Origin of the sequence: Pseudomonas sp. A-1, from assembly GCF_004801855.1 — a bacterium.
Lineage (GTDB): Bacteria > Pseudomonadota > Gammaproteobacteria > Pseudomonadales > Pseudomonadaceae > Geopseudomonas.
On record NZ_SSTC01000041.1, the window covers coordinates 30,548 to 41,010 of the forward strand.

10 protein-coding genes are annotated in these 10,463 nt (G+C 68.4%); 6 read left to right on the top strand and 4 right to left on the bottom strand.

What is annotated here, in order from left to right:
* Positions 1–13 precede the first annotated feature (13 nt).
* Positions 14–1,291: a TRAP transporter large permease gene (locus E5198_RS11395; RefSeq protein WP_136490120.1), complete on the top strand. Its 1,278-nt coding sequence runs from the start codon at positions 14–16 to the stop codon at positions 1,289–1,291.
* A gap of 131 nt (positions 1,292–1,422) precedes the next feature.
* Here the strand turns inward: E5198_RS11395 and thrH are convergent, their stop codons facing one another.
* Positions 1,423–2,040 carry a bifunctional phosphoserine phosphatase/homoserine phosphotransferase ThrH gene (gene thrH, locus E5198_RS11400; protein ID WP_136490113.1) on the bottom strand — a complete coding sequence of 206 codons (618 nt, stop codon included), beginning with the start codon at positions 2,038–2,040 and terminating at the stop codon, positions 1,423–1,425.
* 223 nt (positions 2,041–2,263) lie between these two features.
* On the opposite strand from thrH, the gene E5198_RS11405 reads away from it, so the two are divergent.
* Together E5198_RS11405 and E5198_RS11410 are read left to right on the top strand one after the other, a co-directional pair.
* Complete coding sequence (locus E5198_RS11405) at positions 2,264–2,998, top strand: phosphoadenylyl-sulfate reductase (RefSeq protein ID WP_136490114.1); 735 nt, start codon at positions 2,264–2,266, stop codon at positions 2,996–2,998.
* Between the two features lie 126 nt (positions 2,999–3,124).
* On the top strand, positions 3,125–3,304 hold the full coding sequence (locus E5198_RS11410; RefSeq protein WP_136490115.1) for a PA1571 family protein: 180 nt from the start codon (positions 3,125–3,127) through the stop codon (positions 3,302–3,304).
* Position 3,305: 1 nt separating this feature from the next.
* On the opposite strand, the gene pdxB is transcribed toward E5198_RS11410, so the two are convergent.
* Entirely contained in the window at positions 3,306–4,448 is a 1,143-nt protein-coding gene (pdxB, locus tag E5198_RS11415; protein WP_136490116.1) for a 4-phosphoerythronate dehydrogenase PdxB, read from the bottom strand.
* A gap of 120 nt (positions 4,449–4,568) precedes the next feature.
* On the opposite strand from pdxB, the gene E5198_RS11420 reads away from it, so the two are divergent.
* On the top strand, positions 4,569–5,954 hold the full coding sequence (locus tag E5198_RS11420) for an MATE family efflux transporter (protein WP_136490117.1): 1,386 nt from the start codon (positions 4,569–4,571) through the stop codon (positions 5,952–5,954).
* Positions 5,955–5,959: 5 nt separating this feature from the next.
* Here the strand turns inward: E5198_RS11420 and tusA are convergent, their stop codons facing one another.
* A complete protein-coding gene (gene tusA, locus E5198_RS11425) occupies positions 5,960–6,199 on the bottom strand; it encodes a sulfurtransferase TusA (protein ID WP_136490118.1) in 240 nt (79 codons plus the stop codon).
* Between the two features lie 131 nt (positions 6,200–6,330).
* Between tusA and acnA the strand changes: the two genes are divergently transcribed.
* The gene (acnA, locus tag E5198_RS11430; RefSeq protein ID WP_136490121.1) at positions 6,331–9,003 is read left to right on the top strand and encodes an aconitate hydratase AcnA; all 2,673 of its coding nucleotides are present in this window, start codon (positions 6,331–6,333) and stop codon (positions 9,001–9,003) included.
* A 15-nt stretch (positions 9,004–9,018) separates the two neighbouring features.
* Here acnA and E5198_RS11435 read toward each other — a convergent pair whose 3' ends face one another.
* The gene (locus E5198_RS11435; RefSeq protein WP_256659061.1) at positions 9,019–9,672 is read right to left on the bottom strand and encodes an alpha/beta family hydrolase; all 654 of its coding nucleotides are present in this window, start codon (positions 9,670–9,672) and stop codon (positions 9,019–9,021) included.
* A gap of 117 nt (positions 9,673–9,789) precedes the next feature.
* Here E5198_RS11435 and E5198_RS11440 point away from each other — a divergent pair.
* The coding region (locus E5198_RS11440; RefSeq protein WP_178084063.1) for a cbb3-type cytochrome c oxidase subunit I at positions 9,790–10,463 on the top strand (674 nt) is incomplete at its 3' end.

Below are 10,463 nucleotides of genomic sequence, written 5' to 3' on the forward strand. Positions count from 1 at the left end.
CGCCGCCATGGACATGACAACCGTACTGCTGATCGTGATGCTCAGCCTCCTGCTGCTGGGCTTCCCGATGATGACCACCCTACTGGCCGCGGCCGGGATCGGCTTCGTCGCCTTTTTCAACATGGGACCGGAATTCATCATCCAGCAGATGATCGCCGGCATCCGCCCGGCCGCCCTGGTCGCCGTGCCGATGTTCATTCTCGCCGCCGACATCATCACCCGCGGCGCCACCGCCAACCGTCTGCTCGATGTCGCCATGGCCTTCGTCGGCCACATGCGCGGAGGCATGGCCATCACCACGGCGGTGAGCTGCGCCCTGTTCGGCGCGGTCTCCGGCTCCACCCAGGCCACCGTGGTCGGCGTCGGCAGCATCATGCGGCCCAAGATGCTGCAGCAGGGCTACAAGGACAGCTTCGTGCTCGCCCTGATCATCAATGCCTCCGACATCGCCCTGCTGATCCCACCAAGCATCGGCATGATCATCTACGGCGTGGTGTCGGGAACCTCGGTGGCCGAGCTGTTCATCGCCGGCATCGGCCCCGGCCTGATACTGATGCTGCTGCTCTCGGCCTACTGCTACTTCTACGCGCGCCGCGAAGGGATTCCGCAGGCTCCGGCCATGCCGTGGAGTGAGCGGCTGCGCCTGTGCCGCCGCGCCATCCTGCCCATGCTGCTGCCGGTCATCTGCATCGGCGGCATCTATTCCGGGGCATTCAGCCCGACTGAAGCCGCCTCGATTTCAGTGCTCTACGCGCTGGTGCTCGAAGTCGTGATCTTCCGGCGCCTGCATCTGAAGGAACTGGGTTCCATCGCACTGTCCACCGGACTGATCACTGCCGTGGTCTTCATCCTGGTCGCTGCAGGCTCCGCGTTCTCCTGGGTCATCTCCTTCGCACAGATTCCCCAACAGATCCTCGCCGGCATCGGTCTGATGAGCGCCTCGCCAACCGAACTGCTGATCATCATTTCGGTAGCCTTCTTCATCGGCTGCATGTTCGTTGACCCGATCGTGGTGATGCTGATCCTCGTGCCAATCTTCACCCCGGCGATCAAGGCCTCCGGCCTGGACCCGGTGCTGGTTGGCACCATCATCACCCTGCAGGCGGCCATCGGTTCGGCGACGCCACCATTCGGCTGCGACATCTTCACCGCGATCGCCATCTTCAAGCGCCCCTACTTCGAGGTGATCCGCGGCAGCCTCCCTTTCTTCGCCATCCTGCTACTGATGTCGGCGCTGCTGATCGTCTTCCCCCAAATCACCTTGGCACTCAGGGATCTGGCATTCCGCTAAGCCGTCTGGCGGAGCCCTCTCCCTGAGAAGCACGGGCTCCATTTCTACATCTGCCGCCGCCCTGTACTTCCGTCCGCCAGAAACGACGAGGCCCGCACTATGGCGGGCCTCGCTTTCACATCAGTCAGCGCTTACAGGCTGAGCTTGCGGCTGGACGCCTTGAGGAACTCCTGCTTGAGGTCCTCGTAGGTGTGCACCGCCGGGAACTGCGGGAACTCGCGGATCACGTTGTCCGGGGCATGGAACAGGATGCCGGCGTGGGCCTCGCTGAGCATGGTGGTGTCGTTGTAGGAGTCGCCGGCGGCGATCACCCGGTAGTACAGGCTCTTCAGGGCGATCACCGACTGGCGCTTGGGATCCTTCTGGCGCAGCTGGTAGTCCACCACGCGGTCGGTCTCGTCGGTGACCAGCTTGTGGCACAGCAGGGTCGGGAAGCCGAGCTGGCGCATCAGCGGCTGGGAGAACTCGTAGAAGGTGTCGGAGAGGATGATCACCTGGAAGCGCTCGCGCAGCCAGTCGACGAACTCCACCGCGCCGTCCAGCGGCTTGAGGGTGGCGATCACTTCCTGGATGTCGCGCAGCTTGAGGCCGTGCTCGTCGAGGATGCGCAGGCGCTGCTTCATCAGCACGTCGTAGTCGGGAATGTCGCGGGTAGTCGCCTTGAGCGCGTCGATTCCGGTTTTTTCGGCGAAGGCGATCCAGATTTCCGGGACCAGTACGCCCTCGAGATCAAGGCAGGCGATTTCCACAGCAGACTCCTCGATGAACAGACAGAAATTGAGGCGGCACTCTAGCCGCTTGCCCGGCGGGGCGCAACGCGGCGCAGGGAGGCGCGCGACAGAAATTCGCCCGAACCGCCGCCACATATTCCACATGGTTAGGTGAATAGCGGCATTTGGTTATTTCATCGCATAAACAGCTTGCTGGTACCATCGCTGCCACGCCTTACCCACGAATCTACCGGACATCCCGATGAGCCAGACCCTCGATGTTGCCGCCCTGGCGGCCGCCTATGCCGACAAATCCCCGCAGGAGGTGCTCAAGCTCGCCTTCGAGCACTTCGGCGACGACCTGTGGATCTCCTTCAGTGGCGCCGAGGACGTGGTGCTGGTGGACATGGCCTGGAAGCTGAACAGCAACGTCAGGGTGTTCAGCCTCGACACCGGCCGCCTGCACGCGCAGACCTACCGCTTCATCGAGCAGGTCCGCGAGCACTACGGCATCCAGATCGAGGTACTGTCCCCCGATCCGCGCCTGCTCGAACCGCTGGTACGCGAGAAGGGCCTGTTCAGCTTCTACAAGGACGGCCACGGCGAGTGCTGCGGCATCCGCAAGATCGAGCCGCTCAAGCGCAAGCTGGCTGGCGTCAGCGCCTGGGCCACCGGCCAGCGCCGCGACCAGAGTCCCGGCACCCGCAGCCAGGTGGCGGTGCTGGAACTGGACGGCGCCTTCTCCACGCCCGACAAGCCGCTATACAAGTTCAACCCGCTGGCCAACATGAGCAGCGAGGAAGTGTGGGGCTACATCCGCATGCTGGAGATCCCCTACAACCCGCTGCACGAGCAGGGCTACATCAGCATCGGCTGCGAGCCCTGCACCCGCCCGGTGCTGCCCAACCAGCACGAGCGCGAGGGGCGCTGGTGGTGGGAGGAAGCCACCCACAAGGAATGCGGCCTGCACGCCGGCAACCTGATCGCCAGGAACTGAGTCAGGGTGCAATCAACAAGGCCCGGACGCGCTGCGTCCGGGCCTTGGCGTTTCCGGGCCGCTGTAACCCGGCGTTAACCTGGGCGCTCTAGACTGCCGGGCATCGGCAGATCAGGAGAGACCGCCATGCATCGCGAACAACCGCAAGCCACCCCCATCCAGACCGCACGCAAGCTGCGCCACCTGCACCTGGGCGCGATCATCGACGCCCAGGGCCGCGAGATTCCGATCACCGAGCAGATGATCCTGCAGGCCTGCCGCCAGCTGGAGAAGGACAGCCAGCCACGCCGCCGCCTGTTCGGCTGATTCAGACCAGCTGCACGCCCAGCGCCGCCAGCTGGCGGCGCAGCTCCGGCCCCTCCCCTTCCAGCCGTACCCGCAGCTCGGGCAGCTCGCGGCGCATCGGGTAGTGCTTGCGCAGCGCATCGAAGCCGGCGCGGCGCGCCTCGGCAGCGCCGACGAGGCTGCGGCGGAAATCGGCATCGTCGCGGCGCGGGTCGTACACCGCGCGACACAGGGTGGCCAGCGCCCAGGCCGGATCGGCCGACTCGTGCAGCACCAGCTCGCCCAGCCAGGGCGCCGGCAGCAGCTCGGCCAGGCGCACGCTCGCCGGCTCGCCGCGCCAGGCGCAGAACGCCTGGTAGATCTGCTCGGTGCCACGCAGCTTGCCGTCCAGGCTGTAGCCGGCGATGTGCGGGGTGGCCAGCCGGCACAGCGGCGCCAGCTCGGCATCCACCAGCGGCTCGCCTTCCCAGACATCCAGCACCACCTCCAGATCGGCGCCGCCGGCGAGGTGCGCCTTGAGCGCGGCGTTGTCGACCACCGCGCCGCGGCTGGCGTTGATCAGCCAGCAGCCGGGCTTGAGGCTGTCGAGGCGTGCACCATCCAGCAGGTGCCAGGTGGCATCGCTGCCCTCGCGGGTCAGCGGGGTGTGCAGGCTGATCACGTCGCAGCGGCGGATGATCTCCTCCAGCGCGACGAAGTCGCCGCCCTCGGCGGCCTGGCGCGGCGGATCGCAGACCAGCACGCGCCAGCCCAGGCCGCGCAGCAGCTCGACCAGCCGGCCGCCGACCTGGCCGGCGCCGACCACGCCGTAGGTGCGCGCGGCCAGCTCGGCGCCGTGGCGCTCGCCCAGCGCCAGCAGCGCGCCGAGCACGTACTCCACCACGCCGCGGGCGTTGCAGCCCGGGGCGCTGGACCAGGCGATGCCCGCCTCGGCGAAGTACGCCAGGTCCAGATGGTCGGTGCCGATGGTGCAGGTGCCGACGAACCGGACCGGGCTGCCCTCCAGCAGCACGCGGTCGACACGGGTCACCGAGCGCACCAGCAGCGCGTCGGCGTCCATGACGGCGGCACGGTCGATGCCGCGCCCCGGCAGACGGCGGATCTCGCCGAAGGACGCGAAGAAGGGGTCGAGCAGGGGGATGTTTTCGTCGGCCAGCAGGCGCATGGGGGTGTCCGTCAGGAAATTTGTCCAACTTTAGCGCAGATGGCCCGGCCGGCGGCAGCCGCGCGCTGGCCCCATTGCGGTGCATGGCCTAGACTGGCCGCCTGCTTTCCGAGGCCCGTCATGTCCGCCCTGCCCGCTCCACCCGCGCTCTCCCCCGCCCGCCGCACCCTCCACGAAGTCAAGGCCCTGCTCGCCCTCGCCGGGCCGATCATCATCGCCCAGCTGGCCAACACCGCCATGGGCTTCGTCGACACCCTGATGGCCGGGCGGGTCAGCCCGCGCGACCTGGCGGCAGTGGCGCTGGGCAACTCGATCTGGATTCCGGTGCTGCTGCTGATGAACGGCATCCTGATGGCCACCACCGCCAAGGTGGCGCGCAAGGTCGGCGCCGGCAACCATGCGCTGATCGGCCCGCTGGTGCGCCAGGCCCTGTGGCTGGCGCTGGGCATCGGCCTGCTCGCCACCCTGCTGCTGTTCGGCGCCGAACCGGTGCTGACGCTGATGGGGGTGGAGGACTCCCTGCGCGCCACCGCCATGGGTTACCTGCAGGCGGTGGCGGTCGGCTTCCCGGCGCTGGCGCTGTACCAGGTGCTGCGCGGCTTCAGCGACGGCCTGGGCAGCACCCGGCCGAGCATGGTGATCGGCATCCTCGGCCTGCTGCTGAACATTCCGGCCAACTACATCTTCATCCACGGCAAGCTCGGCCTGCCGGCCATGGGCGGCGTCGGCTGCGGCTGGGCCACCGCGCTGGTCATGTGGTTCATGCTCGGCGCCATGCTGTGGTGGGTGCGCTGGGCACCGGTGTACCGCTCGAGCCAGCTGTTCGCTCACCTGGAGCGACCGCAGTGGCCGGCGATCCGCGACCTGCTGGCCATCGGCCTGCCGATCGGCATCGCCATCTTCGCCGAGGCCAGCATCTTCTCGGTGATCGCCCTGCTGATCGGCAGCCTGGGCGCCAGCGTGGTGGCCGGCCACCAGATCGCCCTGAACTTCTCCTCGATGGTGTTCATGATCCCCTACTCGCTGGCGATGGCCGCCACGGTGCGGGTCGGCCAGGCGCTGGGCCGCGGTGCGCCGCGCGCGGCGCGCTTCTCGGCGGGGGTGGCGATGGCCACCGCGCTGGCCTACGCCTGCGTCTCGGCCAGCCTGATGCTGCTGCTGCGCGAGGACATCGCCCGCCTGTACACCCCGGATGCCGAGGTGCTGGCAGTGGCCGGCGCGCTGCTGGTGTATTCGGCGCTGTTCCAGTTCTCCGACGCCATCCAGGTCACCGCCGCCGGCGCCCTGCGCGGCTACCAGGACACCCGGGCGACCATGCTGATCACCCTGCTGGCCTACTGGGGCATCGGCCTGCCGATCGGCTACGGGCTGGGGCTCAGCGACTGGCTGGGTGTACCCAGCGGCCCGCAGGGCCTGTGGCAGGGACTGGTGGTGGGGCTGACCTGCGCTGCCGTGCTGCTCGGCGTGCGCCTGCAGCGCATCGGCCGGCGCGCGGTGCGGGCATAGCCCCCTCAGTCGAGCTTCTTGCGGATCCAGTACAGGTAGGTGCCGGCGTCCTGCTGCTGCTCGAGCAGCTCGTGGCCGAGGAACAGGCAGAACTTGGGGATGTCGCGCCAGGTCGAGGGATCGGTGGCGATCACCTTGAGCAGACCGCCGGCCGGTAGGTCACGCACCTTGTTGTGCAGCAGCATCACCGGCTCGGGGCAGCTCAGGCCGGTGGCGTCGAGGATGGCGTCGGGTTGCTGGGACATGGGGGCTCCTGTGGGCAGGCGGGCATTGTCGCGCAAAGCGCAGGCGCGGCCAACCAGACGGCAGGCGGGTGGCGAACCGACTAGGCTTGAGGATCGAGTCCCGCCGCCCGGCCCGCCTGGAGGACACCGCCATGCCGCATCCGGACAGTTTCGCCTGCCGCCGCCAGCTCGAGGTCGACGGCCGCACCTACCACTATTACAGCCTGCCCGAGGCGGCCCGTCAGCTCGGCGACCTCCGCCAGCTGCCCATTTCGCTCAAGGTGCTGCTGGAGAACCTGCTGCACAGCGAAGACGGCCGCAGCGTCAGCGCCGCCGACTGCCGGGCGGTGGTGGAGTGGCTGAAGAAGCGCAGCTCGGAGCGGGAGATCCAGTTCCGCCCGGCGCGGGTGCTGATGCAGGACTTCACCGGCGTGCCGGGCGTGGTCGACCTGGCCGCCATGCGCGACGCCATGGCCGGTGCCGGCGGCGATCCGCAGAAGATCAACCCGCTGGCCCCGGTGGACCTGGTGATCGACCACTCGGTGATGGTCGACCGCTTCGCCGATCCCAGCGCCTTCGCCGACAACGTGGCCATCGAGATGCAGCGCAACCACGAGCGCTACGCCTTCCTGCGCTGGGGGCAGCAGGCCTTCGCCAACTTCCGCGTGGTGCCGCCGGGCACCGGCATCTGCCACCAGGTCAACCTCGAGTACCTGGCCCAGGTGGTGTGGAGCAGCGACGAGGGCGGCGAAACCCTGGCCTACCCCGACACCCTAGTCGGCACCGACTCGCACACCACCATGATCAACGGCCTGGGCGTGCTCGGCTGGGGCGTCGGCGGCATCGAGGCCGAGGCGGTGATGCTCGGCCAGCCGCTGTCGATGCTGATCCCCGAGGTGGTCGGCGTGCGCCTGTCCGGCAAGCTGCGCGAGGGGGTGACCGCCACCGACCTGGTGCTGACCGTCACCGAACAGCTGAGAAAGCGCGGCGTGGTGGGCAAGTTCGTCGAGTTCTACGGCCCCGGCCTCGACCACCTGCCACTGGCCGACCGCGCCACCATCGCCAACATGGCCCCGGAGTACGGCGCCACCTGCGGCTTCTTCCCCGTCGATGCGATCACCCTCGACTACCTGCACCTGTCCGGCCGCGATCCGGCGCGCATCGCCCTGGTCGAGGCCTACTGCAAGGCCCAGGGCCTGTGGCGCCAGGCCGGTGACGAACCGACCTTCAGCGACAGCCTGGCGCTGAATCTCGCCAGCGTGCAGCCTTCGCTGGCCGGGCCGAAGCGGCCACAGGACCGCGTCGCCCTGGAGGACATCCGCGCCCAGTTCGACCTGCTGCTCGAGCTCGGCGGACGCCAGGCCGAGCTGGACAGCGACTTCGCGGTCGCCGGCGAACCCTACGCCCTGCACCACGGCGACGTGGTGATCGCCGCCATCACCTCCTGCACCAACACCTCCAACCCCAGCGTGCTGATGGCCGCCGGGCTGCTGGCCAGGAACGCGGTGGAGCGCGGCCTGAGTCGCCGCCCCTGGGTCAAGTCGTCGCTGGCGCCGGGCTCCAAGGTGGTCACCGACTACCTGGCCAAGGCTGGCCTGACGCCTTACCTGGATCAGTTGGGCTTCAACCTGGTCGGCTACGGCTGCACCACCTGCATCGGCAACTCCGGGCCGCTGCCGCCGGCGATTGCCGACTGCGTCAACGCCAACGACCTGATCGTCAGCTCGGTGCTGTCCGGCAACCGCAACTTCGAGGGCCGCGTGCATCCGCAGGTCAAGGCCAACTGGCTGGCCTCGCCGCCGCTGGTGGTGGCCTTCGCCCTGGCCGGCACCACGCGCATCGACCTCACCCGCGAGCCGCTGGGCAGCGGCAGCGACGGCCAACCGGTGTACCTCAGGGACATCTGGCCGAGCGACGCCGCGGTGGCGGCGGCGGTCGCCGTGGTGGACGGCGGCATGTTCCGCAACCGCTATGCCGACGTGTTCGGCGGCGACGCGGCCTGGCAGGCGATCGCGGTGAGCGGCGGCGCCACCTATGCCTGGGACCCGGTCTCCACCTACATCAAGCACCCGCCGTTCTTCGCCGGCATCGACCAGCCGCCGGCCGTGCTGGCCGACATCGAGCAGGCGCGCATCCTCGCCCTGTTCGGCGACTCGATCACCACCGACCACATCTCGCCGGCCGGCAGCATCAAGCCCAGTTCGCCGGCCGGCCTGTACCTGCAGGGACTCGGCGTCGCGCCGGCCGACTTCAACTCCTACGGCGCACGCCGCGGCAACCACGAGGTGATGATGCGCGGCACCTTCGCCAACATCCGCATCAGGAACGAGATGCTCGGTGGCGAGGAAGGCGGCAACACCCTGCATCAGCCCTCCGGCGACAGGCTGTCGATCTACGACGCCGCCATGCGCTACCAGGGCGAGGGTGTGCCGCTGGTGGTGATCGCCGGCAAGGAGTACGGCACCGGCTCCTCGCGCGACTGGGCGGCCAAGGGCACCCGCCTGCTGGGCATCCGCGCGGTGATCGCCGAGAGCTTCGAGCGCATCCACCGCACCAACCTGGTCGGCATGGGCGTGCTGCCGCTGCAGTTCCTGCCCGGGCAGAACCGCCAGAGCCTGGCCCTCAACGGCAGCGAGCGGCTGGCCATCCGCGGTCTGGCCGGCGGCCTCAGGCCGCGACAGAAGCTGATCGTGGAGATCCGCCGCAGCGACGGCACCGAGGAGCGCATCGAGGTGCTGTGCCGCGTCGACACCGCCCTGGAGGTCGACTACTTCCAGGCCGGTGGCATCCTCCACCACGTGCTCCGGCACCTGCTGGCGGACTGAACCTCGGCGGCGGGTCTACGAGCTGCCGCCCGCTCCGCCCTGCGCGGCCAGGAAAGCGGCGACCGCCTCCGCGGCGCGCTGCAGGTGCTGCACGTGGCTGAAGCCGGAGGCCTTGAGCGGCTTGAGGTCGTGATCGGCCGCCTCCAGCCAGAGCAGGCGGATGGCCGGCGCCAGCGCATAGCCGGCCACCCGCTCGCGGTTGCCCAGGGCGTCGCGTTCGCCCTGCACGATCAGGGTCGGCGTCCGCAGGCCGGCCAGGTGCTCGGCCCGCGGCCGCTCCGGCTTGCCGGCGGCATGGAAGGGGTAGCCCAGGCAGACCAGCCCGGCCGCCCCCAGTTCGTCGGCCAGCAGGCTGGCCATGCGCCCGCCCATCGACTTGCCGCCGATCGCCCAGGCGCCCGGTTCGCGTGCGTTCACCGCACGCCAGACCGCGCGCCAGCAGTCGAGCAGTTGGGCCTGCGGATTGGGCGGGCGCTTGCCGCCGCCCTGGCGGCGGCTGGCCATGTAGGGGAACTCGAAGCGCACCACGCGCACGCCCAGCTCGCCCAGGCGCGCGGCCATCTCGTGCATGAACGGACTGTCCATCGGCGCCCCCGCGCCATGGGCGAGGATCAGGTGCCCACGGGCGCCGGTGACCGGGCCGGAGCACAAAAGTTCGGAATTTTCCATGCAAAAGACCTCACGCCCCCTAGGGCCTTGATTTGTATCAACATCTATCCGAGGCAGTTTATCCATGCTGATGCTGATCTTTTTCCGATCAAGCCCATTAGTCGTGGAACCTCGAAAATGAGCACAGAAAACACAAGGACTGCTTATAACTACAAGGTGGTCCGCCAGTTCGCCGTCATGACGGTGATCTGGGGGATCGTCGGCATGGCGGCTGGCGTCTTCATCGCCGCGCAACTGGTCTGGCCGGGTCTGAACTTCGACCTGCCGTGGACCAGCTTCGGTCGCCTGCGACCGTTGCACACCAACGCGGTGATCTTCGCGTTCGGCGGTTGCGCCCTGTTCGCCACCTCGTTCTATTCGGTGCAGCGCACCTGCCAGACCCGCCTGTTCGGTGGTCCGCTGGCCAGCTTCGTGTTCTGGGGCTGGCAGCTGGTGATTCTGCTCGCAGCCATCACCCTGCCGCTGGGCTACACCTCCTCCAAGGAGTACGCCGAGCTGGAGTGGCCGATCGACATCCTGATCGCCGTGGTGTGGGTCGCCTACGCGGTGGTGTTCTTCGGTACCGTCATGCAGCGCAAGACCAAGCACATCTACGTGGGCAACTGGTTCTTCGGGGCCTTCATCCTGGTGACGGCGATGCTGCACATCGTCAACAACCTGGAGCTGCCGGTCGGCCTGCTGAAGTCCTACTCGCTGTACAGCGGCGCCACCGACGCCATGGTGCAGTGGTGGTACGGCCACAACGCCGTGGGCTTCTTCCTGACCACCGGCTTCCTCGGCATGATGTACTA

Bases quoted from the DNA above. Each gene is read 5' to 3' on its own strand.
- tusA (WP_136490118.1), bottom strand. From the start codon at position 6,199: ATGTCCCAGCAACCCGACGCCATCCTCGACGCCACCGGCCTGAGCTGC.
- E5198_RS11435 (WP_256659061.1), bottom strand. From the start codon at position 9,672: ATGGAAAATTCCGAACTTTTGTGCTCCGGCCCGGTCACCGGCGCCCGT.
- acnA (WP_136490121.1), top strand. From the start codon at position 6,331: ATGCCGCATCCGGACAGTTTCGCCTGCCGCCGCCAGCTCGAGGTCGAC.
- E5198_RS11405 (WP_136490114.1), top strand. From the start codon at position 2,264: ATGAGCCAGACCCTCGATGTTGCCGCCCTGGCGGCCGCCTATGCCGAC.
- E5198_RS11395 (WP_136490120.1), top strand. From the start codon at position 14: ATGACAACCGTACTGCTGATCGTGATGCTCAGCCTCCTGCTGCTGGGC.
- pdxB (WP_136490116.1), bottom strand. From the start codon at position 4,448: ATGCGCCTGCTGGCCGACGAAAACATCCCCCTGCTCGACCCCTTCTTC.
- E5198_RS11410 (WP_136490115.1), top strand. From the start codon at position 3,125: ATGCATCGCGAACAACCGCAAGCCACCCCCATCCAGACCGCACGCAAG.
- E5198_RS11420 (WP_136490117.1), top strand. From the start codon at position 4,569: ATGTCCGCCCTGCCCGCTCCACCCGCGCTCTCCCCCGCCCGCCGCACC.